General features: G+C 33.0%; 17 protein-coding genes, 1 pseudogene and 1 riboswitch. Of the genes and pseudogenes, 15 read left to right on the plus strand and 3 right to left on the minus strand.

Annotated elements, in window-relative coordinates; genetic code table 11:
* Positions 1-47: 47 nt before the first annotated feature.
* Positions 48-1,070 (plus strand): class I SAM-dependent methyltransferase, encoded by a 1,023-nt coding sequence (locus tag K292_RS0105500; protein WP_027398998.1) that lies wholly within the window; start codon positions 48-50, stop codon positions 1,068-1,070.
* Positions 1,071-1,336: 266 nt separating this feature from the next.
* On the opposite strand, the gene K292_RS0105505 is transcribed toward K292_RS0105500, so the two are convergent.
* Positions 1,337-1,717, minus strand: a complete 381-nt coding sequence (locus K292_RS0105505; RefSeq protein ID WP_027398999.1) for a metal-dependent transcriptional regulator — start codon at positions 1,715-1,717, stop codon at positions 1,337-1,339.
* A gap of 446 nt (positions 1,718-2,163) precedes the next feature.
* Between K292_RS0105505 and K292_RS0105515 the strand changes: the two genes are divergently transcribed.
* The 5 genes and pseudogenes from K292_RS0105515 (at position 2,164) to K292_RS0105530 (ending at position 10,624) form a co-directional block, all read left to right on the plus strand.
* Positions 2,164-3,972 (plus strand): ABC transporter ATP-binding protein, encoded by a 1,809-nt coding sequence (locus tag K292_RS0105515; RefSeq protein ID WP_037372614.1) that lies wholly within the window; start codon positions 2,164-2,166, stop codon positions 3,970-3,972.
* The gene (locus tag K292_RS0105520; protein WP_027399001.1) at positions 3,965-5,692 is read left to right on the plus strand and encodes an ABC transporter ATP-binding protein; all 1,728 of its coding nucleotides are present in this window, start codon (positions 3,965-3,967) and stop codon (positions 5,690-5,692) included. Before K292_RS0105515 ends, K292_RS0105520 begins: the two co-directional genes overlap by 8 nt.
* Positions 5,693-5,914: 222 nt before the next feature.
* A pseudogene (locus K292_RS16100) lies at positions 5,915-7,443 on the plus strand (MFS transporter); the annotation flags it as partial.
* A 90-nt stretch (positions 7,444-7,533) separates the two neighbouring features.
* On the plus strand, positions 7,534-7,758 hold the full coding sequence (locus tag K292_RS19035; RefSeq protein ID WP_245570832.1) for a CBS domain-containing protein: 225 nt from the start codon (positions 7,534-7,536) through the stop codon (positions 7,756-7,758).
* Positions 7,759-7,975: 217 nt separating this feature from the next.
* Entirely contained in the window at positions 7,976-10,624 is a 2,649-nt protein-coding gene (locus K292_RS0105530) for a translation factor GTPase family protein (RefSeq protein WP_027399002.1), read from the plus strand.
* Positions 10,625-10,911: 287 nt separating this feature from the next.
* Here the strand turns inward: K292_RS0105530 and K292_RS17760 are convergent, their stop codons facing one another.
* A complete protein-coding gene (locus tag K292_RS17760) occupies positions 10,912-14,793 on the minus strand; it encodes an S-layer homology domain-containing protein (RefSeq protein ID WP_027399003.1) in 3,882 nt (1,293 codons plus the stop codon).
* 227 nt (positions 14,794-15,020) lie between these two features.
* On the opposite strand from K292_RS17760, the gene K292_RS19245 reads away from it, so the two are divergent.
* The 9 genes from K292_RS19245 (at position 15,021) to K292_RS0105585 (ending at position 22,663) form a co-directional block, all read left to right on the plus strand.
* Positions 15,021-15,641: a TetR/AcrR family transcriptional regulator gene (locus K292_RS19245; RefSeq protein WP_027399004.1), complete on the plus strand. Its 621-nt coding sequence runs from the start codon at positions 15,021-15,023 to the stop codon at positions 15,639-15,641.
* Positions 15,642-15,846: 205 nt separating this feature from the next.
* Positions 15,847-16,278, plus strand: a complete 432-nt coding sequence (locus K292_RS0105545; protein WP_027399005.1) for a MarR family winged helix-turn-helix transcriptional regulator — start codon at positions 15,847-15,849, stop codon at positions 16,276-16,278.
* Positions 16,275-17,576, plus strand: a complete 1,302-nt coding sequence (locus K292_RS0105550; RefSeq protein WP_027399006.1) for a cytidylate kinase family protein — start codon at positions 16,275-16,277, stop codon at positions 17,574-17,576. Before K292_RS0105545 ends, K292_RS0105550 begins: the two co-directional genes overlap by 4 nt.
* 84 nt (positions 17,577-17,660) lie before the next feature.
* Positions 17,661-18,560, plus strand: a complete 900-nt coding sequence (locus tag K292_RS16110; RefSeq protein ID WP_245570829.1) for a DUF3658 domain-containing protein — start codon at positions 17,661-17,663, stop codon at positions 18,558-18,560.
* A 140-nt stretch (positions 18,561-18,700) separates the two neighbouring features.
* A complete protein-coding gene (locus tag K292_RS0105560) occupies positions 18,701-19,342 on the plus strand; it encodes a lactate utilization protein (RefSeq protein ID WP_027399008.1) in 642 nt (213 codons plus the stop codon).
* Between the two features lie 12 nt (positions 19,343-19,354).
* The gene (locus K292_RS0105565) at positions 19,355-20,260 is read left to right on the plus strand and encodes a LysR family transcriptional regulator (RefSeq protein WP_027399009.1); all 906 of its coding nucleotides are present in this window, start codon (positions 19,355-19,357) and stop codon (positions 20,258-20,260) included.
* A 330-nt stretch (positions 20,261-20,590) separates the two neighbouring features.
* A complete protein-coding gene (locus tag K292_RS0105575) occupies positions 20,591-21,178 on the plus strand; it encodes a LysE family transporter (RefSeq protein WP_027399010.1) in 588 nt (195 codons plus the stop codon).
* Between the two features lie 186 nt (positions 21,179-21,364).
* Complete coding sequence (locus K292_RS0105580) at positions 21,365-22,156, plus strand: ZIP family metal transporter (protein WP_027399011.1); 792 nt, start codon at positions 21,365-21,367, stop codon at positions 22,154-22,156.
* Positions 22,157-22,366: 210 nt separating this feature from the next.
* Positions 22,367-22,663 (plus strand): hypothetical protein, encoded by a 297-nt coding sequence (locus K292_RS0105585; protein WP_027399012.1) that lies wholly within the window; start codon positions 22,367-22,369, stop codon positions 22,661-22,663.
* Positions 22,664-22,713: 50 nt separating this feature from the next.
* Here the strand turns inward: K292_RS0105585 and K292_RS16115 are convergent, their stop codons facing one another.
* Positions 22,714-23,058 (minus strand): helix-turn-helix domain-containing protein, encoded by a 345-nt coding sequence (locus K292_RS16115; protein ID WP_051280398.1) that lies wholly within the window; start codon positions 23,056-23,058, stop codon positions 22,714-22,716.
* Positions 23,059-23,454: 396 nt separating this feature from the next.
* Positions 23,455-23,538: riboswitch (cyclic di-GMP riboswitch) on the plus strand.
* Positions 23,539-23,588: the final 50 nt, after the last annotated feature.

The following is a 23,588-nucleotide window of genomic DNA, read 5'->3' on the forward strand; positions in this document are numbered from 1 at the left end:
TGTAGAAAGACTAAAATTATTTTTTAGGATAGAAATGGAGAGGTTTTATGAATTGTAATTCTTTTGTAGATTTAAAAGTAAAGAAGTTACTTGATATGATTTATGCGCCTATGTATACTAAAACATTATTTGCAGCGATAGAGCTTAATATATTTTCAGAGTTAAAAGAATCAAAGCTATATACTGAAGTTGCTGAAAATCTAAAGCTTAATCGGGATAATACAAAATGGCTGCTAAATGCTTTGGCAGGGATGGAACTGTTACATAAAGAGAAGGGCTTTTATAGGAATTCATCATTATCAAACAGATATCTTGTAAAAGACTCTGATTGGTTTATTGGTGATCATTTGAGAATTTATAATAGCAGTTCAGGTTATGATGGACTTGATATAGTAAAGTTAATAAAAGAAGGACCTAAAAATGAGGAGTCAGATAAAGAAGGTCTGGAGGCATATGCAGTATTTGGTGATTGGACTGAGATTTTAAAAACTGGGCAGAAGGGAGGAAGAGCCAAAGAAATAGCAGAAATGGTATCTGATTTACCTGAATTTCTACACTTTAAAAAAATGCTTGATCTAGGAGGCGGTCCTGGGTTAATAGGAATAGAGATTATTAAGAAAAATCCAAAATTAAAGGGAGTTATTTTTGATGCGGCCGATGTTGGGAAGGTGGCAGATGAATCAATTAAAGAAAATAAACTGGAAAACCGTGTTGAAGTTTTAACAGGAGACTATTTAAAGGATTATATAGGAAAGGATTATGATTTTATTCTTGCCATAGCTACTTTGAATTTTGCTAAACATAATATGGATTTTATTATGAAAAAAATATATGATGCATTAAATCCAGGTGGTGTTTTTATGTGCATCTCTGAAGGGTTAACGTGTGAAGATACAAAACCTAAAGAGATAGTTGTTTCATGGCTGCCTAGTTTTTTAAAAGGTTTTGATTTTAGTTTGAGACAAGGAGAAGTTAGTGATTCTGCACTTAGGTGTGGATTTAAAACTGTTTATAAACAAACGGTTAGCATGTTTTCAGGAGACATGGATGTAGATATTGCAAGAAAGTAAAAAAACTTATAAAACAGTATCGGCTAAAATTAAATATTAACTTCTTAATAATAGATATGATAAAAAATTAATGTTAAATGATTATCTTGTGAAAATGGAATTTTGACTAACATTGAAAAATATATGGAAACGAAAGAATCAATTTCTTTGATTGTTCTAAATTTCTTTTGAATAAGAACACTTTACATATTTGCTATGCTGTTAAATTTTTAAAATGATATTATAATTATTTATAGAAACATTGGAGAAATTAAAGGGCTTTTATGCTATTCCTCATTGTATAAATTCATAAATTCCTGCATTGCAGTAATAGAATCACTGCTTATGACATGTTCAATGGCACAGGCATCTTTTGTAGCAGTTGAAGCTTTAACTTTCAATATATTAATAAAGAAGTTTTCTATTACATGATGTTTTTCAGCAGTGAACTTAGCTAATTTAAAACCTTTTGGGGTAAGAAATATTTCCTTGTATTTTTCATTTGTAATGAGGCCTTTTTCAGATAGTGTTGACATAGCACTGTTGGTACTTGCTTTTGTTACATTCATTCTTTTTGCAATATCAGATACACGTACTCCTTCTCCTTGTTTTGAAAGTTCATATATTGCTTCTAGGTAATTTTCCATAGTAAATGTAAGTTTTTCCATTTAACTTCCTCCATATTTGAGAGTTTATTATAACTTATGTTTTTATAAAGCTATGAGCATGGTGAGAATAATAGATTAATTATAGTATAACTTATAAAATTGAGAAAAAAAAGTATTTGAGTTTTATAAAGCTTAAATTTTATTTCCTCATATTGTTTATATTAATTTAAAAAATGGAATGTTTGTTCATACTCTTGCGACTATATATGTCAGATTTTTGGAGGAAATTGTGTTACGAGCCAGAAAGAAAAGAGATTGATGATTACGTTAATCGAATGGCTGTTTTTATTCATGCCGGTATTGAAAAACTCTATTTAAAAAAATATAAATATGCTTCCATTTGTATTAATATTTTTTTGACCGTTAGTTAGCAAAAGCTAACCAAGTTGCTTATAATTTTTACATTAATCAAAGTAAGTTCAGTTAGGGATAGGAGGATTTAAATTATGCCAAAAGAGAAAAAGAAATTTGTTTTAAGTCGGTTCACACCTTATATGGGTAATAAGAAAGGGCTTTTGCCGTTATCACTTGTATTGTCAGGAATTTCAGCGGTTCTTAACATTTTGCCTTTTGTACTTGTATGGTACATAGTTCGTAATATCTTGTCGTCGCCACAATCCATTGACGTTTCTAATGTTAGCTTTTATGCATGGATTGCATTTGCAAGTGCAATAGGAGGAGTATTATTATATTTCATTTCCCTTTTGAGTTCACATCTTGCAGCTTTTAGAGTAGAGGTAGGTATGCAAAAAGTAGGTATGAAAAAAATAATGTCTATGCCTCTTGGATTTTTTGATAAAAACTCTAGTGGAAGAATACGAAAAATTGTAAATGATGGAGCAGGAACAACCCATACATTTTTAGCACATCAATTGCCAGATATGGCAGGGAGTGTAGTAACACCTATTATACTTTTGGTTTTACTTTTTGTTGTAGATTGGAGAATGGGGCTTGCCTCTTTAGTGCCAATAGTATTGGGCTTTATAACTATGAGATTTATGATGAGTGCTGAGGGGAAAAAATTCCAGCAAATGTATTATGACTCTTTAGAAGAAATGAGTTCTGAGTCAGTAGAATATATCAGGGGTATTCCTGTTGTAAAAACATTTGGTCAGACTATATTTTCTTTTAGACGATTTTATGACAGCATAATAAAATATAAAGAAATGGTTTATGCTTATACTCTTCTTTGGAGAACGCCAATGTCGTTTTACAGCACAATTATGCAATCTGCAGCATTTTTCATAATTCCTGTGGCTATTTTTTTAATAGGAAGAGGAGAAAATATTGCTCTTGTACTTGCTGATTTTATTTTCTATATTCTCATATCGCCCATATTTAGTATGCTTTTAATGAAATCAATGCATTTTCAGCAAAATGTAATGATTGCTGAACAAGCCATAGACAGATTAGATAACATATTAGATTACCAGGTTATGAACTATACGGAAAATCCAAAGAATATTAAAAGTAGCAGCATTGAATTTAAAGATGTAGTATTTTCATATGAAGACAGTGATAAACGTTCAATTGATAAAATAAGTTTTAAATTGAATGAAGGAGAAACTATTGCCCTTGTAGGAGCATCAGGAGGAGGAAAAACAACAATTGCAAGATTAGCCGCTAGATTTTGGGATGTAGATGGAGGTGAAGTCTTAGTAGGTGGAATAAATGTAAAAGATATTCCTAAAAAAGAACTTATGGATAAAATTTCTTTCGTTTTTCAAAGTACGAAGTTATTTAAAGGCTCATTGAGAGATAATATACTGTTTGGAAAAGAAAACGTAAGTGAAGACGAAATAAATAAAGCAATTAATTTTTCTCAGTCGAGAGAAATAATTGATAACTTTGAAAGCGGTATTGATACGATAATAGGATCTAAAGGAACTTATCTTTCTGGGGGTGAACAGCAAAGAATAGCCCTTGCAAGAGCTATTGTAAAAAATGCTCCTATAGTACTTTTGGATGAAGCGACTGCTTTTGCTGATCCAGAAAATGAACATTTAATTCAAAAAGCTCTTAAAGAACTTAGCCGAGGAAAAACTACTTTGATGATTGCTCATAGGCTTACAAGCGTACAAAATGTTGACCGAATACTGGTTATAGACGGTGGAAAAATTGCTGAAACAGGGACACATGATGAGCTTGTAAAAAAGGGAGGCATATATAAAAATATGTGGGAAGAATATCAAAAATCTGTGGCTTGGAAGATAGCTACTAAAGAAACTGTAAATAAAGGAGGACAAAATGCTTAAATATTTTCAAAATAAATTTGCTATGTCTGAAAAAGGGGCGAAAGATCTTTTTCGGTCAATTATATGGACTATAGTAATGGACCTTAGTCTTATGATTCCTGTAATCCTGAGTTTTATGTTTTTAGACGAATATATGAACGTCCTTTTAAATAATTCCAATAATCAGGTAAACAGTATTCTTTACTATGTTATTATGTCTGTAGCTTTTTTCGTAGTCATATTTATTATTGCGTATTTTCAATATGATTCCACATATACTAAAATTTATGAAGAGAGTGCAAAAAGAAGAATAAGTTTGGCTGAAACTTTAAGAAAGCTGCCACTGGCATTTTTCGGTAAAAAAGATATTTCTGATTTAAGTGCAACAATAATGGAGGATGCAACTCAGGTAGAGACTCTTTTCTCTCATGCTGTTCCCCAGATTTATGGAGGAATAATAACTGTTTTAATTATGAGTGTGTTATTGTTCTTTTATAATTGGCAGTTGTCTCTTGCTGTGTTCTGGGTTGTTCCTGTAGCAGCTTTGGTATTTTATTTATCAAGAAAGTTTCAAGATACTATGCATTCAAAACTTTATTATGTAAAAAGGGATATTTCAGATAAAATCCAAGAGGGACTTGATTCAGTTTATGAAATAAAGTCATACAACAGAGAAGAGTCTTATTCACATACTTTAAGTTCAAAGCTTGATAATTACGAAAAATTAATGATTAAAGGTGAACTTTTAACAGGGGCATTGATTAACCTTTCCTATGTATTATTAAAACTTGGACTTCCAACTGTTATATTAACAGGTGCCTATCTTTTATCAGTTGGCTCCGTAAATATTTTTACTTATCTTGTTTTTCTCGTAGTTACAGCACGTATTTATAATCCGATAATGGATGCAATGAATAATATTGCATTACTTATCTTTTTAAATGTACGTATAAAGCGTATGAAAGAAATGGATGAAATGCCAAGGCAAGAAGGCAAGTCAGAGTTTTATCCAAAAAATTATGATATTAAATTCAATAACGTTGATTTTTCATATCAAGATGGAGTTCAAACTTTGAAGCATGTAAGCTTTACTGCGAAGCAAGGCGAGGTAACGGCACTTGTGGGTCCTTCAGGAGGAGGAAAAAGTACAGTGGCCAAATTATCTGCACGATTTTGGGATATAAATAAAGGAGTGATTACTTTAGGAGGAGAAGATATTTCTCTTGTTGAACCTGAAACCCTCTTAAACAATTATTCAATAGTTTTTCAGGATGTTACACTTTTTAATTCAAGTGTTATGGATAATATCCGTATTGGAAAGAGAGATGCTTCGGATGAAGAAGTAATGAAAGCTGCAAAGCTAGCTCAATGCGATGAATTTGTTAAAAAACTTTCCCATGGATATGATACATTGATTGGGGAAAATGGAGAAAGACTATCAGGGGGAGAAAGGCAGCGTATTTCAATAGCAAGGGCAATTTTAAAAGATTCTCCAATTATTCTTCTTGATGAAGCTACAGCATCTCTTGATACAGAAAATGAGAGCAAAATACAAAGAGCCCTCAGTGAACTTATAAAAAATAAGACAGTTTTAATTATTGCACATCGTATGAGAACTGTCTTAGGAGCTGATAAGATTGTTGTTCTTAAAGACGGGGCTATAACAGAAACAGGAACTCCTATGGAATTAAAAGAGAAAGATGGAATCTTTTCTTCCATGTTAAAAAAGCAATACCAATAGGTTATAAATGCTTAAATTATTTTGGCTAGAATTGTAATCTTGATTTTTAAAAATTAATATGATATATTAACTTTATAATATAATAAACATTAAGAAACGACACATGTAGTGCTTTGCACGTAAATCTGATTACGGGACAAAACATTATATGTGTTTTTTTGTGTTCAAAAATGAAAGAAGAGGGAATATATGAATTCATCAAAAAAAATTAAAATGATTATAATGGTTGCAGCGTTTACAGCATTTTTGGCAACTTTTAATGAAACGTTCTTAAACGTTGCCTTCACACCTATAACTCAAACACTAAATATTAGTGAATCTACTGTTTCTTGGCTTTCTACAGCTTACATGCTGGGAGCTGCTGTAATGGTACCAGTATCAGCTTTTATTTATAGAAATGTATCTACAAAACGTTTGTTTTTGATAACTGTCAGTTTTCTTATTATAGGGAGTATAATTTGTGGATTGGCATCAGTATTTTCTATATTACTTATTGGAAGAATTGTGCAGTCCATTGGTACAGGTATGTTGGTTCCTATTGGAATGAATATTACTTTAGAGGTAGCACCAAAAAAAAATTGGGGACATATATGGGTATTATGGGGGCGATGACTACACTGGGACCTTCTTTAAGCTTGATAATAGCTGGATTTATTTTAGCATTTTTTAATTGGCATGCATTGTTTTGGATATTTGCTGGGTTGTCAACTATATGTTTTATAAATGGAGCTTTATTTTTAGAAGATTTAGCAGAATTAACTCACCCAAAGCTTGATGCATCATCTGTTGCGTTAATAAGCTTAGCTTTAATTGGTATTCTCTATGGCATATCTACAATCTTTTCCGGAAATATAAGTATTGCTGTCTTTTCTATATTAATTGGTATAATTTTATTATTTGTTTTTATTGTACGTCAGCAGAAACTTGATGAACCGTTTATTGATCTTGAACCTTTATTAGTTAAGCCTTTTGCTATTGGTGTCATTATTAACATGATATCGTTAATTATAATTTTTGCGCTGAACATAATTTTGCCTATGTATATGCAAAGTGCTATGGGAGCAACTTCTTTAGTAGCCTCACTGACATTATTCCCTGCAATTTTACTTTCCTGTGCAGTAGCTCCTATAGCGGGTAAAATTTATGATAGGCATGGAGTCAATGTTTTATTGCCCTTAGGCTTTTTAATGGTTTGCGTTTTTACTGTTATATTGTCCTTATGTAAAAATATAGATTCTTTTTTGTTGTTTGCCATCATTTACATACCTGTAATTTGTGGTTCTGCGTTGGTTATCGGACCTGTGCAGAGTTTTGCATTGTCTTATTTAAACAGGAATCTGAATGCTCATGGAATTACCGTTATTAGTATGGGTTTTCAGATTGCAGGATGTATTGGAGCTTCTCTTTTTACAGGAATATATTACGCTGTTATGAAAATAAACTTGATGTCGGATGCTAATAGTGTTGAAGCTTTTGGGAACGGTTTCATGGCAGTATCTTTAATTGCAGCAATATTTTCTTTTGTTGGTTTTATATTAGCTTTGTATGTAAGGAAGTTTAAAAAGAATGAAACGGGAGAAAAACAGGAACTTGTATCTGTCCGATCTATTATGAAAGAAGATGTTTATACAGTTAGTGCGGATGTAACACTTTTAGATGCTATAAAGGTTATTGTAGAAAAAAAAGTTAGTGGTTTACCAGTAGTGGATAAAAACAAAAATATGATTGGATTTATAAGTGATGGTGATATTGTACGTTATTTAACAAAATATAATCCTTTATTCATTAGTGCTTATTCACAAGCAATAGTAAATAATGAAGGCTACGGATTCAATAAAAAGATGCAAAATTTGATATCATTAAATGTAATTGAAATTGCTTCTAAACAAGTTTTTACAGTAAATGCAGATGATAAACTTGATGAAGTCTGCAGAATTTTGAGTGAACATAATTTGAAAAAAGCACCTGTAATAGAAAATGGACATATGATTGGAATTATAAATAGGAGTAATATTACGAAATATGTAATGAATGCTTGTTTATCGGTAATTGATAAAACAAATTAATTTTATATTATTATGTATTCATATACATTACTATAAATTTAAGTGATTAAAATATTATAACAGATATAACAAATCTGATTTTATTAATAAAAGAAAAATAAATTTGTCAAATTATAAATCAACTGGTATCCTAATAATTAAGAATAATAAAAAATATGCATGCTTAAAAGAGCACTGCTATAAAAATAGCTTAAAAATAAAGGATTTGAAATAGATTATGAAGAAATTAATTATTGGTATATTAGCACATGTGGATGCAGGTAAAACCACTTTATCAGAAAGTATGTTATATCTGAGCGGTAAAATTGAAAAATTAGGAAGGGTAGATAAGAAAGATGCTTATTTAGATACTTATGATTTAGAAAAATCAAGAGGAATCACAATTTTTTCTAAGCAGGCTGTATTTAATATAGGAGATACTCAAATTACATTAATGGATACTCCAGGACATGTGGATTTTTCAGCAGAGATGGAGAGAACATTTCAGGTTCTCGACTATGCCGTTTTAGTAATAAGTGGTGCAGATGGTGTACAGGGGCATACCAAAACATTATGGCAGTTACTTGATAAATATAAAATACCAATATTTTTATTCATAAACAAGATGGATCAGAATGGTACGGATAAAGGGAAATTAATAGAGGAAATTAAAAAACAACTGAGTGACGGCTGCATTGAATTTGGACAAAGCGAGACAAATGATTTTTATGATGAACTTGCCATGTGCCATGAAATTTTAATGGAAAAGTATCTTGAAATAGGACACATTGAAACGATAGATATTAGAAAAGCCGTAAAAACTAGAAAAGTATATCCCTGTTTCTTTGGCTCTGCCTTAAAGTTAGAAGGTATTGAAGAATTTTTAAAGGGAATTAAAAAGTATACTTCCATACCATCTTATCCTCGTGAATTTGGAGCTAAAGTATACAAAATAACAAGAGATGAGCAGGGAAATCGCCTTACTCATATGAAAATCACAGGGGGAAAACTTAAAGTAAAAGATGTTTTAACAAATAATGATTGGCAGGAAAAAGTAAATCAAATTCGTATATATTCTGGAAATAAATATAATGCGATAAGTGAAACAGAGGCAGGTTCTGTATGTGCAGTAACAGGACTTAGTCAAACAAAGCCTGGAGAAGGTTTAGGAATAGAAGAAAATTCCAGCACACCCGTATTGGAACCAGTTTTGTTTTATCAGATAATACTTCCGAAGAATTGTCAGCCAAGAGAAATGCTCCCAAAGTTACGTCAGATCGAAGAAGAAGAACCGGAACTTCATATTGTTTGGAATGAGCAGTTACAAGAACTCCATGCGCAAATCATGGGTGAGGTACAGATTGAAATTTTGCAGAGCATTATTGAAAGCCGCTACGGAATTAATGTGGGTTTTGGCGAAGGGAGGATTGTTTATAAGGAAACAATTGCAAATGCTGTTGAAGGGGTAGGTCATTTTGAACCACTTCGACATTATGCAGAAGTACATTTGTTAATGGAACCAAGTGAGCCGGGGAGTGGTATTCAATTCGAAACACAATGCAGTGAGGATTTACTCAGTAAAAACTGGCAAAGACTTGTTTTAACCCATCTTAATGAGAAAGAACATAAAGGTGTTTTAACAGGCGCAGCTGTTACGGATATGAAAATTACTTTAGTTTCAGGCAAAGCTCATAATAAGCATACAGAAGGCGGAGATTTCAGGCAGGCCACTTATCGTGCAGTTCGTCAGGGTTTAAAAGAAGCAGAATCAGTGTTGCTTGAACCTTATTATTCTTTCCAACTTGAGATTCCCGAGAAAATGGTAGGCAGGGCTATGACTGATATTGAAAGAATGAATGGTATTAGTGAAATTTTACAAACAGATGATGAAAGGGTCATTCTTACAGGCAGTGCTCCTGTTTCAACTATGAGAAATTATCAAAAAGAAGTTGTTACATATAGCAAAGGGCTTGGAAGATTATTCTGCAGTTTAAAAGGTTATGAATTATGCCATAATTCAGATGAGGTAATTCATAGTATTGGATATGATTCGGAACGAGATTTGGAAAATCCAACTGGGTCTGTTTTTTGCACACATGGTGCGGGATTTTTAGTGGAATGGGATAAAGTTAAAGATTATATGCATATTGAAAGTTATTTTGATAGAAAAAATAATTTTTCAGAAGAAACAAATATAAATCAGTCTTTATATTCAGAAGAAAAAAGCATCAGTTTAGAAGAAGTAGATGAAATTTTTAATAAAACTTTTTATGCGAATCAAGGGAAAAAGTCTATCTGGAAAAGAAATAAACCTTCATCAGAAAGTTATTACGGTGAGGAAAAATATATAACCATAAACAGAGAAGCTAATGAAGAATATCTTCTTGTAGATGGATACAATATTATACACGATTGGCCAGAGCTTAAAGAGCTTATTGTTGATAATATGGAAGGTGCAAGAATGAAATTGCTTGAGATACTTAGTAATTATCAGGGAATTTGTCAGTGTAAAATTATTGTTGTATTTGATGCATATAGAGTTCTAGGCCATAGAGAAGAAATATTAGATTATAATAATATACATGTGGTGTATACAAGAGAAGCTCAAACCGCGGATCAGTATATTGAGAAATTTACACATGATAATCATAAAAAATATAATATAACAGTGGCGACTTCAGATGGTTTGCAGCAGATAATTGTAAGAGGGGTAGGGGGAGCTTTATTATCTGCCAGAGAATTAAAGATTGAGGTTGAATCTGCTAACGAAAGAATTCAAAAGAACCACAAGGAAGAACAGGGTAAAAAGCGTAATTATTTAATGGATTCATTGACTGATGAAATAAAAAAACAAATGGAAGAATTTATTAAAAAAAATGATTTCTAATATCTTTAAAATAGATATCTAAATAAAAGCTGAAGTTGTCAATCTGATGAAATAAATAACAAATTTAATAACAATATTATGAAAAGCCCAATTCAATCTTATATTAAATTGGGCTTAAATAGTCTAAGGCGTAACAGAGCACTCGTTATTGAAATATTTAACGTCAAGACTTCAAAATTCCCATAATATCATATCATTTTAAATAATTATAAAATATTAGTAGGAAAGATGGCTATTCTTGTCTAGTTTTATTTTACAACTTAATTAAACGTGGTTGGTTTTTAAAGCTATTGTGATTTTCTTACGCCATTTCCATCTATCTTGTAACCGTCAATCTTGGCGTTTACGGCAAGAGAGCCGTCGTGGTAGAAGTAATACCACTTGCTGTCAATCTGAATCCATTTTTCGGATACCATGATGCCATCCTTGGTAAAGTAGTAGGTCTTCTTGTTGTCATTGGATTCAAAATCTTTCCATCCGATGAGCATTTTGTTGCCAGAGTAGTAACGCCAATTGTCACCGTCCTTTACCCAGCATGTTTTTAAAATACCTGTGGTTTCAAAGAAATACTTTACACTGTCAATGGTCTGTGTACCGGTTAAGATATGGCCATCCTTGTAGTAGAGATATTGCCCGGCATCGTTTAACGTCCAACCCTGTGCGGTATGCGGGTCAATTGTCAAATTAATGTAGCGATGTAGCATGGAAGAAACCTCTGTACGGGTGGCGCTAGACTTGGGATTGAACCTGTTTTCTGTGTTGCCCATCATAATGCCCGCCTGTTGCATGATTTTCACTGAATTTATATAGAGGTCACTTATGTCGCAAACATCTGCGTAGGTTTTTTCCTCACGGGCGATAGGCAGTGAATAGCCAGTGGCTTTAGCATAGTTTGCAAAGATCATGGCAATTTCTTCGCGAGTGACAGTGCGGTTAGGCTCAAATTTACCATTGCCTATACCCTGTATGATGTTTTCCTGATATGCCCATTCAATATATGGACGGTATGTGTTATCTGCTTTTACATCAATGAAGCTGTTTGAAGTGTGAAGTTTTGTATCCACATTCGACAGTCTGCCAAGCACAGTTAACAGCATTCCACGTGTCATAGTGTTGTTGGGTGCAAAAGTATTATCTGAGACGCCGGAGAAAAGTCCGCGACCGACCACATAGTCAATGTCATCCTTGCCCCAATGGGAACTGATGTCGGTAAACTTTGCTGCTGGATTTGTATAACCTACGCCGTACACTGACAGATGTCCAGTAGGTATGATAATTGTTCCTGTGTCGGCATCGTAAGCAGAACCAGCTACGAGGGAAGGGTTGCCTTTCGTATCAACGTACACGCCATAGAGATATGTCCCGGATTCGTATTTTCCTGGAGTGTAAGGAATGGAGATTATTGCACCACCATCGTTAAAACTTGATATTGTAACTGTTTTGCCATCTTTTATGGAGCGGACCGTGATATCATACACCGGTCTTGTGCCAATCATGGTTGCTGCACCGGAGGAAAGGGATTTTACAGGATTAATTGTGATGGTCATGTTGCCGTTACTTTGTTTTTGAATTTCCTGTAATGCTTTCAGATCAAAGCTCACATTTATTGAAGAACTGTTGATTTCAAGGGTGGACACACCAGCTTTCACAAGGTCGTTCAGGGAATTGCGAAATAGGGTTGCTGTCAGTGAGGCTGAATCTTTTGGCATTATGAAGTTGAGATTCACGGAAACTCCGTTTGAGGTTCCTTCCTGTATCTTTGCATCGACCTGTGCCTTGGCAATGGCATCGGTTACTGTTTTTTCCGGGACGGATACACTGGCTATACCGTTTACCCCGGCGGTTGCGGTAACATAAGCAGTTGCTGTTATAGGTTGGTCAGGATGCGTTTGCAGTGTTGATACAACAGATTCAGTTTTAATATCTACAGATGAACTGCTGCCATTAGAGTTGCTGCTTGATTCACTATTATGATGGTATGAGCCAGGCAAACTGTTGTTTGTGTTAATCGTTACATTGACAATATTGATTCTACCATGTATTTGATTATAGCCGTTACCAATAGCTGCAATTGAAGTATCACTACTATAAGCATTGAGGATGGAATTTGTATTGTCGGAGTCAGCCGTTATCATAAGCGATGCATAAAAAGGAACACCAATGGCTGAGCCATATTGGCTGGTAATGGTATTGGTTCCCTTAATTATCAGAGTGTTATTCTTTCCGGTAAAATAAAGCGGCGTATAGCATTTTTTACTACTATTGCTGCCGGTATTCAAATCAGCTGACATAATATTTATATTTTCAATTGTAATATTATTGGATTCGTTAAATATAAAGGCAATATTTTTAATTTGTGTTCCATTGCCTTTAAGTGTCACAGTTTTGTTTGAACCTACATCAAAGGTATATAACATGCCATTTTCTGGTGTTGTAAAATTGGAAAAATCTAGTGTTACTTCATCCATGTAGTCAAGGAAAGTTTGAACATCATCCCAGGTATGCGGTGAAGTGTATAGAGTTTCATTAACCGTGGTGGTACCGCGTGAATATATGGCATGGTGGGTGTTGTTGTCAGCGGTCAGGCTGACAAGCTCTTTGTCATCAGATGCCAGCAAGTAAAAATATAATTTGCTGTTTGAATTGGTTTTTACATCTTTGATACCATAGGCTTTATTATTATAATTGTGAAAGGGATCAAGGCTGTTGAAACTCTTTACGCAGGTAACATTGTTGATGCTGCCATCTGTAATAGGGGTGTTTGCTTTGTCCGGCAGAGTAAGAACATTCAGATACACATTTTCACAATGACTGTTTTTTATTGATCCGTCTAGGGTAGGGGAGAGCCCCCAACCGCCTCCAATGTCTTTGCCTCCATATGAACCACCAACGGCCCTTACTGTACCGCCGTCAATAATGACGTTACCGCCGTTGCCTCCATAGCCGCCACCAATGCCTGCGCCGTAAGTACCTCCGGCTGCATTGACTGTACCGCCATAAATATAGACATCGCCACCGTTATAGAAATCCCCGCCACCAATCCCTGCGCCGTTATTTCCACCAGTTGCATTTATTGTACCACCGTGAATATATACTTTATTGCCTGAGCCACGTGTACCGCCTCCTATGCCTGCAGCAGTCTGTTTGCCACCTACTGCGTTTATCGTTCCGCCGTAAATGGTAACTGTAGCACCTGTACCGAACTGCCCGCCGCCGATACCGGCACCCTCATCCTTACCGTATGCATTGACTGTTCCGCCAACAATGGTGATGTTGCCAGCACTTTGACATGTACCGCCTCCGATGCCCGCCCCATTAACATCTCCATAGGCATTTAATGTACCAGTACCTTCAGATTGTGCGTAAATGGTAAGGCTTCGCTTTGGCGTAAAGTAATCACCTGCCCATACATTGATGCCGGCTCCATTATGTGAGGGAGTATGACTTGAGGTCACAGTTAAATTGCAGCCGTCGGTAAGAATAATTTGTGCATTGCCGGTAACGGTGAGAGTACTGTTAATACACAGATTACCTGTGGCATAGTACCATCCATCTGGCAGCTCGGTGGTACTATTCGTAAGCTTTGTTGCTGTTACAGTTTCCTCTTTATCAAATCTATCCATAAAAGTAATTTGTGAAGTTGGTCCTGTTTCCGTAGGCATTACCGACTGTACTCCAACAGTGACAGTGATTATTGGTAAGCTCAGATCTTCTTTTATTATGTAATCTTGCGGACAAACGGGGTGGAAAACATAAGTTCCTGATGTTTCAGGAGAATACGACGGAACGGCTTCCCATGTTACCTGAATATCCAGCGTTTGAACATCTGATTCAACTATATCTATTGCAGTGCTGCTTGTTGCGTTGGTACTGTCGTCTGCTTCTGAAGAAGTCTCACTATAATCTGTCACATCACCGTCTTCCGAAGCAATAGGTCTTACCGTTGCCCTTAAGGTTTCAGGTAAATTTAAATCGGCTTTAGATGTGCTTAGTGGTACACTTTGTGCCGCAATGTCAGCCGCTAATTCTGCAAACGCAGTAATTTCTTTGCTTAAGCTGTCGGGAACTTCGTCCGTTTCAGCCGAAACTGAAACAGGGATCATACCTACAGCCATGATGATGGAAAGCATCACGGTCATAAGCTTTTGAATAGTTTTGTTTTTGTGCATACTGTTTCCTCCATTTCGCAACTTGAAAATTGTTGTTTAATCATCAATTAATACCCATAGTTAGTAAGATGAAAATCTTAAATGCCATGCTTGCTTAGTTACAATTACTTGAATTTTATCTTTAAAAGTGTTATACTGTAATTACGATAACCATATTTAGTAAACACGGTTATTAACCTAGCTTATTATATGGTATTCTTTAAAAAAAATCAATAGAGGAGCAGGATATGAGAGAAAAAAAACCCAACAAGAAAAAGGTGCAAGGAGCCGAAACAAAAAAGAAACTTTATGAAATTGCTGAGAAGCTGTTTACGGAACATGATTTTGATGATGTCAGTGTGGAAGATATTACTGATGCTGCAGGAATTACAAAAGGTGCTTTTTATGTGCATTTTGAATCAAAGGACGCGTTGATAGCCATGTTGATTGCAGATTATGCTGCTCGAGCTGATATGAATTACAAGTCCTTTTTAGAAACACTGCCATCCGATATATCTTCTTCAGAGGTACTGCTTGTTTTGATTGAAAAAATAACCGATGTTTTGGCTGGTACAATTGGTTATGAAAACATGAAAAAGGTTTATCATATGCTGCTTGAGAGGACTGTTGATACCGAGGCGGTCAAGGGATACAGACGTGAGCTTTACACGCTGTTCCATAACGTATTAGAGAAGGGAATACAACAGGGTGAATTTAGAAGCACCCTGTCGGTTGATATTACTTCTCGACAACTTGTAATGGCAATAAGAGGTATCAGCTACGAATGGTGTATCCGTTATCCTGAATTTGATTTGAAAGAGCAGGCGGTGGAGCATTTTAAGTTGCTGTTGAAGGGAATTGAGGTATAGAAGATTATCAAATAAAACAAGGCCTGATGAAGCCAATACTTGTTGTGTTGGCTCTGTCAGGTTTTTTATTTTTACCTGTAAGCAGGTTTGAAGAGGAATCTTTTAAGAAAGAAATGATATCTTATTGACTTGACTTTTCATTTAATTATAATATATCATAATAATTAGCAAGCTAACAATTAGCAAACAAATATTAGGAGGATATATGGATAAGAGTTTTCATTATTTAAGTATGATAAATCAGGCATTGTTTCAAAAAAGAGTACTAAAAAAAATAATCGAAATTGGATTAACGCCAGGGCAGCCTAAAATTCTAGATTATCTTAGTACACATGATGGAAGTATACAAAAAGATATCGCTTATGGGTGCCAGATAGATCCAGCTACACTTACAGGAATTTTGGAACGTATGGAAGAAAAAGAGTTAGTAGAGCGAAGAGTAATAAAAGGCAACCGTCGTTCCAGTTTTGTGTATTTAACTGAAAAGGGAAGAAAAAAAGCAGAAAAAGTATCAGAAATTTTTCTGGAAATAGAAGAGAAAATCTTTAAAGGAATAGGAACAGAAGAAAAAGAACAGTTTATGAATACATTTATTAAAATATGCTGTAATATGACAGAAACGGAGAGGCTTCAATGAGCAAAGTAGAATTATTAAAAAGATACATTATATTTATAATAGGATTATTTATCAATTCATTTGGAGTAAGTTTTATAACAAAAGCCAGCCTTGGTACATCACCTATATCAAGTATTCCTTATACCTTAAGTCTTGGTTTTAAACCTACACTGGGTATGTTTACCCTTTACATGAGCATTATTTTGATTATTATTCAAATCATTCTGCTTCGGAAGAAATTTCCTAAACAGTATATTTTACAAATACCCGTTTCTTTTGTATTTTCATGGTTTATTGATTTAACTATGAGTTTATTATCTTTTATGGCTCCAGAAACTTATTTGATGAAATTTATATCTTTAATAGCAGGATGTATAATCTTGGGTATCGGTGTATATACGGAAATGGTTGCAGATGTGGTTATGCTGCCGGGTGAATCATTTGTAAAGGCTGTTTCTGTAACTTTTCATAAAGATTTTGGTAAGACCAAAGTTGCGTTTGATTCATCAGTTACAATTATTGCGGGCATTATTGGTCTTATTTTATTTCACAAATTTGCAGGAGTACGTGAAGGAACTGTTATATCAGCACTCCTTGTTGGCATGATTGCAAGATTCTTAAAGAGAAAATTAAGCTTTGTTGAAAGCTTTATAATTGGTAATGATAATATACAAGATGGTCAAGTTATAAAAGAAAATAACAATATTGTTGTTACAATAAGCAGAGAGTATGGCAGCGGAGGAAGGCAGATTGCTCAGGAATTAGCGGAAAAGCTGGGATTTGAATACTATGACAGAAATATTATAACGATGACTGCACAAAATAGTGACTTACCGGAAGATTATATAGAAGCAAAAGAGCAAAAGATGAAAAATAGTTTATTATATGATTTATTTTCTCAATATTATGCATTGACAGAAGAAGAAACAGAGCTTGATAAATTATATGAAGTTGAAGCTAATATTATTAAAGAGGCGGCAAGTAAAGGAAATTGCGTAATTGTTGGAAGATGTGCAGATTATATTTTAAAAAATATGGATAATTGTTATAATGTATTTATACATGCGAAAGAAGACTATAAGATCAAGCAGATTATGGAACGTGAGCATATTGATAAAAAACAAGCATTAAAGCATATGCGCGATATTAATAAGAAACGATTTATACATTATAAATATTATACGGGACAAATATGGGGTTTTTCGCCCAATTATAACCTATGCTTGGATGTTACTGGATTAAATTCAAACAAGGCTTCAGAAATGATTATGACATACATAAAGTTCTCTGTAAAAGATGAAAATATAGAAAATGTATAAGAGTATATTGGTGATATAAGGTATAATTAAGTTAATAGTACAAGTGTAACGATAACAAAATTATAACGTAGCAGGAAAGGGAGTATGTTTATGGTAGAACTTGCCTTTAATGAAAGTGCTGGCGGTGGTTTAAAACTGGCTAAATCAATGAAACATGGAAAGGAATATTCTTCAGGTATAGCTGCCGTAGAAAAAGGAAGTAAACAAAAAACGAGAAACAAAAACAAAACTTATAAGTGGTCAGGATTAACTATGGAAGGCAGTTCAATGGATGTTGAATCTTTTTCACTCTATTTAGATATTGGTGATATTTCAAATTTACATACTGGCATGGAATCACGAAAAAATGTGATTAAAGATTTGTATAATCATTATAGTGACGTATCCGATGAAATATGGGAAACCAATCAACATGCATTAGAGAGGATAAAGGAGGCAGGGTCGACACTGGAACCTATAAGAATGTGGATAAGTTTAAATGATCCTAATGAAGTGTGCAGTTTATATTTTATATGTCATTTAATGATAAAATCAAATATTCCTCTTTCTGTTGTTCGTATTCCTGCATGGATTGAAATGGATAACTATAATATTCGTTACAGAAATACAGGGGAAATACCTGCAGAAGAGTTTGGAAAACTTATTAAATATGAGGAATCAATAAGTCAATGCCAACGTGAAACTTATGCAAATATGTGGAAGGAGCTTGTAAATGAAAATGCTTCTCTAAGAGTAATTGTGAATGGTAATCTAATAAGTGTTCCGGTGGATTTTTATGACTTTGCACTTAGAGAAAATATGCCAGAAGAAGAGATTAGAATCGGACAGCTAATAGGAAAAACATTAAATCAAATATCCGGAGTTGTTGATAGTTGGCTTTTTATGAGAATACAAGCTATGCTACAATCAGAAGAATTGATTGAAGTTGCTCCATCAAATGATGACCACCCTTATTCAGTTATTATAAAGAAAAATAAAATATAAAAAGATAAGCATAAGCAAAATTTTTTGTTATGTTTGCTATGTAGGAAATATTGACTTGTAATTTTGAGGGGATATTAGCAGATATTATATTTTTGCAAGCTTTAAAGAATGTTTAAAATTATTATGAGGGAACTGAAATTATGGATAATAATGTGTTATGGTATAGAGAAAATCAAATTTCAAGATTAATTAAGAATTTAGACAAAAATAATATGCAGGGCTATTACGTTAAGGATAAAGAAAAGCTTATAGAGATTTTAAAAGGTTTTCTTGCCGAGGGTTCAACTATTGGTATAGGTGATTCTATGACTCTTTTCCAATTAGGAATTATAGATTTTTTAAGAGAAGGAAAGTTTAATTTCCTAGATAAATATAGAGAAGGGATTACAAGGGAAGAAAAAGAAGAAATTTATATTAAAAATTTCTCTTGTGATACATTTTTATCAAGTTCAAATGCAATAACAGAAAATGGAGAATTGTTTAATATTGATGGTAATGGAAGCAGAGTTGCGCCCATGATTTACGGACCTAAACAGGTTATTATAGTAATAGGTATTAATAAAATTGTTAAAAATTTAGAAGAAGCAGAAAAAAGAGTAAGGCGTTATGCAGCTCCTATAGATGCAAAGAGGCTGGGAAAAGAAACTCCATGTACAAAATTAGGGTATTGTGTTGACTGCAGCCATGAACAAAGAATTTGTAATGATTTTGTAAGTATTAGAGGTCAGTTTATTAAAGGAAGAATAAAGGTTATCATAGTAGAAAAAGAACTTGGTTACTAGGAGGCGGTACTTATGACTTTGCAGCAGCTAAAATATGTGGTAAAGGTTGCAGAAAAAAGCTCTATAAATGAAGCGGCAAAGGAATTGTTAATTTCTCAGCCCAGCTTGTCCAGTGCAATTATTGAACTAGAAAAAGAAATTCATATAACAATTTTTATTCGGAATAACAGGGGTGTTTCTGTTACAAATGAAGGTATGGAGTTTTTAGGATATGCAAGACAGGTATTAACTCAGTCAGAGCTGCTAGAATCAAAATATATTAATAATACAAAGATTAAACAGCGTTTTTGCGTATCTACCCAGCATTATACTTTTGCGGCAAATGCATTTGTGGAATTGGTTAAGGAGTTTGGTATTGATGAGTATGAATTTACGTTGAATGAAACAACAACTTATCAAATTATTGAAGATGTAAAAACAATGTTCAGCGAAATGGGAATAATATATTTAAGTGATTACAACGAAAATGTTATACGTAAGATTCTCAAAGAAAATAACTTGGTTTATACAGAACTTTTTACTGCTAAGCCTCATATTTTTATTTGTAATCAGCATCCTCTTGCGAATAAAAAAGAAGTACAATTAGAAGACCTTAAGGATTATCCTTGCATATGGTATAGTCAAGGTAAGAACAATTCCTTTTATTTCTCTGAAGAAATTTTGAGTACCAGAACTGTGAGTAAGAGCATAAAGGTAAGTGATCGTGCTGCGGTAGTTAATTTCTTAATTGGGCTCAATGGATATACTATTTCATCGGGAGTATTTCCCAAATATCTTCATGGTGATGACATTATTTCACTTCCTTTAAATGTTGATGAAAAAATTCAGATTGGTATAATTGTACATAAAGATACTGTTTTATCTGAACTGGGGAAAATATATACACAAGAATTACGTCAATATGCTAAATATGCATAAAATTTTGCATTTATATTTCCTTTTTATATAAAGTACAGAAGTTATTTTATATTTAAGTAATTCCATTTGAGTATGAGATGTTATAGATAGGTGTAATATATTATAATAGAGAGAATCTATAGCATGATATATAAAATTAGTGTTACTCTATAACGAAAACGTTGTGGTATGCTTTCAATAGCACAAGAACAGTTGTGTGGTATTAAAAAAATACATCGTAGGGGGCATACAGGCTATGAAATATAAAGGAAAACATTTATTTTTAAGGAATAAAAATGTTAAATATATAGAAATATTTTTTGTAAATTACCAAAAAAGAGGTGATTTATAATGAGTACACATGCTATTATTGCATTTCTTATATATGTTCTAATTAATGCTTTTACTCCAGGTCCAGGAAATATACTTGCATTAAATACTGTGACGAACTATGGCTGGTCTAAAGGTATTAATTTATTTTTAGGTATTTTTACAGGATATTATGTTGTACAGATTATATGTGCGGTTTTTGTTTTTGGATTAAATGAATTAATGAATCCAGTAATGTTTGCTATGAAATACTTAGGAGCAGCCTATATAATATATCTTTCTTTTCATATAGCAATAAGTAAACCGATAAAATCGGAAGAACAAAAAAGTGCCTCTTTTTTCAAAGGTTTTATTCTTCAGCTTGTAAATGTAAAAATATATTTTTTTGGAGTGACAGCCTTGTCAGGATATGTTGTCCCATATAAATCTTCACTTGAAATGTTGATATTATTTGAACTTATAATTGCCACTGTTGGAACCATTGCTACGCTAACATGGATTTTACTTGGTAAATTATTCAGACAGGCTTATGAAAAGCATTTCCATGTTATTAATATTATATTGGCAGTAATGTTGATTCAATGTGCATTTAGTATGCTATTTGAATAATGTTTCTTAACAAATAAAAAATATTTATTTATCTGCCAATTTATGGAGATGTTAGTTAAAAAAATAAGAGGATTTATTGACAAGTTTACATTAGAATGATAATGTATTATACTAAGTTAGCATATACTAACTAGTCGTGAATATTGTAATATATAAAAAATAAATATGAGAAGAGGTGTAAGAATAATGGAGCCTTTATTATGGGCAATGAGTGGAACTGGCTTTACTTTTTTAATGACAACTTTAGGTTCTGCTATGGTATTTTTGTTTCGTAAAAATATGAATAATCAAATACAAAAAATCTTTCTTGGCTTTGCTGCTGGTGTAATGATTGCAGCATCTGTTTGGAGCCTTTTGATTCCTGCCATCGAGGAAGCCGAAGCCAATGGACAGATTGGATGGATCCCAGCTGCTGGTGGTTTTATACTTGGCGTCATATTTTTATATGGATTGGATAGGCTGATTCCTCATTTTCATCCCGGAGTAAATAAAACAGAAGGCATTTCATCATCTATGAAGAGAACTTCATTATTGGTTCTTGCAGTTACACTGCATAATATACCAGAAGGAATGGCAGTAGGTTTATCATTTGCCCTGGCTGCACAGCATGCAGGTGATTCTGCCTTATATGCGTCAGCGATAGCAATGGCTATTGGTATTGGAATACAAAATTTTCCTGAAGGAGCTGCAATCTCTCTCCCACTGCGACAAGAGGGTATGGCAACAGGGTTATCTTTTTTTATTGGTAGTATGACAGGAATTGTTGAACCTATATTTGGGATTTTTACTGTATTAATTGCAGGACTTATTATTCCTTTTATGCCGTGGCTGTTGGCTTTTGCTGCAGGAGCCATGATGTATGTTGTTGTTGAAGAATTAATTCCTGAGGCTCATCTTGGAGAACATTCTAATATCGGTACTATGGGTGTAATGGTAGGATTTTTGATTATGATGATTTTAGATGTTGCTTTAGGGTAATGATAAAATATTAGACCAAAAAAGTTAATAAGCTAAGAAGACGTTTTTTCAAAGAATATAGTTAGTAAATGCTAACTATATTCTCTTTTGTAAAATAAAAAGATATAAAATTTCTTCAGGAAAATTAAGAAAAATTTTTAAAAATGTAATTAAAGTAAGAAGGGTATAATATACTCAATAAAAGGTAAATAAAAGGTAGGTATATATAATTTGAACAATACTTTAACAAGAATATATTTGAATCATAATTTAGATTCTTACATAGAATCTATTTATGCAGAATTTCAACCTTATTCTAAAAGAATAGTATTTGGTGATGATTTGGAAATTAATATTACCGACAGAATTTTGTGTAAAAACGATACCCCAATTACAATAGACAGCTATGTGGATATTGAAAATAAGACGTATAAGGTTATATCTTTAAATAAATGGAATGATTATATGGAAGTATATCTTTATAACTTAAAAAGGTACGTACAAAGGTTTGGAAAAGTTATTATATAAGTTATATGATTGTAAGAAAAAATTAGGCAGATAGAATGATTATCCGCCTTCTACTCAATTTTACTTTCAGACATATTTACTAAAGTTCTGATTATTTCAGTTATTTTTCGTTTATCATCTGCAGGTAATTGGTTAAAAAGAGTTAAACATTCTTTTTGGTCATCCGAAAGATTAGATTCTGGTAGTGGTTTTTTTATATTTGTTCTACCTAGAATATAATCTAAGGAAACATCAAAAAAATCAGCTAACCAAATTAATTTAACGTAGTCCGGCTGTTTGTTTTTAACTTCATATCCGGCAATAGTTGCACGTCCTACTTTCATCAATTCTGCTAATTGTTGCTGTGTTAATTTCTTTTCATTCCTTAATTCTTTTAATCGCATGGAAAATATCATTATTAAATTAAACCACCTTTACCCAAAGCTTTAAACCCTGATATTTTATTTTAAATGAAAAAAAAGTTATTTGTAATAATTGTGCCCATTATGAACATTTTTATCACACCATGTTGACAAAGTTTCTTATCAGAACTATAATAATAAAAAATAGTTTCATAAAGGAACAATTAAATTTAGATATTATTTAAAAACAATAATGATTATATTTAAAAATTCAATAAAATATATGTTAAAAATATCAATCAGAAAGGGGTGAAATTGTTATTTTTTTAACATTAAACTTTTACGGATATAATTGTGTTTTTTAAGAATATTTATAGCGAAAAAGCATTTTTTATTAAATACTGTATCTTAGTTTAATGGTATAATTACAAAAGCATTTTTAAATTATATCTTTAAGTTGGAAATATTGAGAAATTCCTTATATATGGGCACCTTAGGAATTTTGAATTAGTGGTGCAACCGACCGGCAATTCAATTGTTGGTTTTTTTATTATACAGCATTTATATGGAGAATATTGCATTGC

This window comes from Anaerovorax odorimutans DSM 5092, assembly GCF_000426305.1.
Lineage (GTDB): Bacteria > Bacillota > Clostridia > Peptostreptococcales > Anaerovoracaceae > Anaerovorax > Anaerovorax odorimutans.

What these genes read in the sequence shown, in the direction of transcription:
- K292_RS0105550 (WP_027399006.1), top strand. Translation starts at nt 16,275, where the DNA reads ATGAGCAAAGTAGAATTATTAAAAAGATACATTATATTTATAATAGGA.
- K292_RS0105565 (WP_027399009.1), top strand. Translation starts at nt 19,355, where the DNA reads ATGACTTTGCAGCAGCTAAAATATGTGGTAAAGGTTGCAGAAAAAAGC.
- K292_RS0105575 (WP_027399010.1), top strand. Translation starts at nt 20,591, where the DNA reads ATGAGTACACATGCTATTATTGCATTTCTTATATATGTTCTAATTAAT.
- K292_RS16115 (WP_051280398.1), bottom strand. Translation starts at nt 23,058, where the DNA reads ATGATATTTTCCATGCGATTAAAAGAATTAAGGAATGAAAAGAAATTA.
- K292_RS0105530 (WP_027399002.1), top strand. Translation starts at nt 7,976, where the DNA reads ATGAAGAAATTAATTATTGGTATATTAGCACATGTGGATGCAGGTAAA.
- K292_RS0105500 (WP_027398998.1), top strand. Translation starts at nt 48, where the DNA reads ATGAATTGTAATTCTTTTGTAGATTTAAAAGTAAAGAAGTTACTTGAT.
- K292_RS0105545 (WP_027399005.1), top strand. Translation starts at nt 15,847, where the DNA reads ATGGATAAGAGTTTTCATTATTTAAGTATGATAAATCAGGCATTGTTT.
- K292_RS19035 (WP_245570832.1), top strand. Translation starts at nt 7,534, where the DNA reads ATGCAAAATTTGATATCATTAAATGTAATTGAAATTGCTTCTAAACAA.
- K292_RS0105515 (WP_037372614.1), top strand. Translation starts at nt 2,164, where the DNA reads ATGCCAAAAGAGAAAAAGAAATTTGTTTTAAGTCGGTTCACACCTTAT.
- K292_RS0105520 (WP_027399001.1), top strand. Translation starts at nt 3,965, where the DNA reads ATGCTTAAATATTTTCAAAATAAATTTGCTATGTCTGAAAAAGGGGCG.
- K292_RS0105580 (WP_027399011.1), top strand. Translation starts at nt 21,365, where the DNA reads ATGGAGCCTTTATTATGGGCAATGAGTGGAACTGGCTTTACTTTTTTA.
- K292_RS19245 (WP_027399004.1), top strand. Translation starts at nt 15,021, where the DNA reads ATGAGAGAAAAAAAACCCAACAAGAAAAAGGTGCAAGGAGCCGAAACA.
- K292_RS16110 (WP_245570829.1), top strand. Translation starts at nt 17,661, where the DNA reads ATGTTTATGGTAGAACTTGCCTTTAATGAAAGTGCTGGCGGTGGTTTA.
- K292_RS17760 (WP_027399003.1), bottom strand. Translation starts at nt 14,793, where the DNA reads ATGCACAAAAACAAAACTATTCAAAAGCTTATGACCGTGATGCTTTCC.
- K292_RS0105560 (WP_027399008.1), top strand. Translation starts at nt 18,701, where the DNA reads ATGGATAATAATGTGTTATGGTATAGAGAAAATCAAATTTCAAGATTA.
- K292_RS0105505 (WP_027398999.1), bottom strand. Translation starts at nt 1,717, where the DNA reads ATGGAAAAACTTACATTTACTATGGAAAATTACCTAGAAGCAATATAT.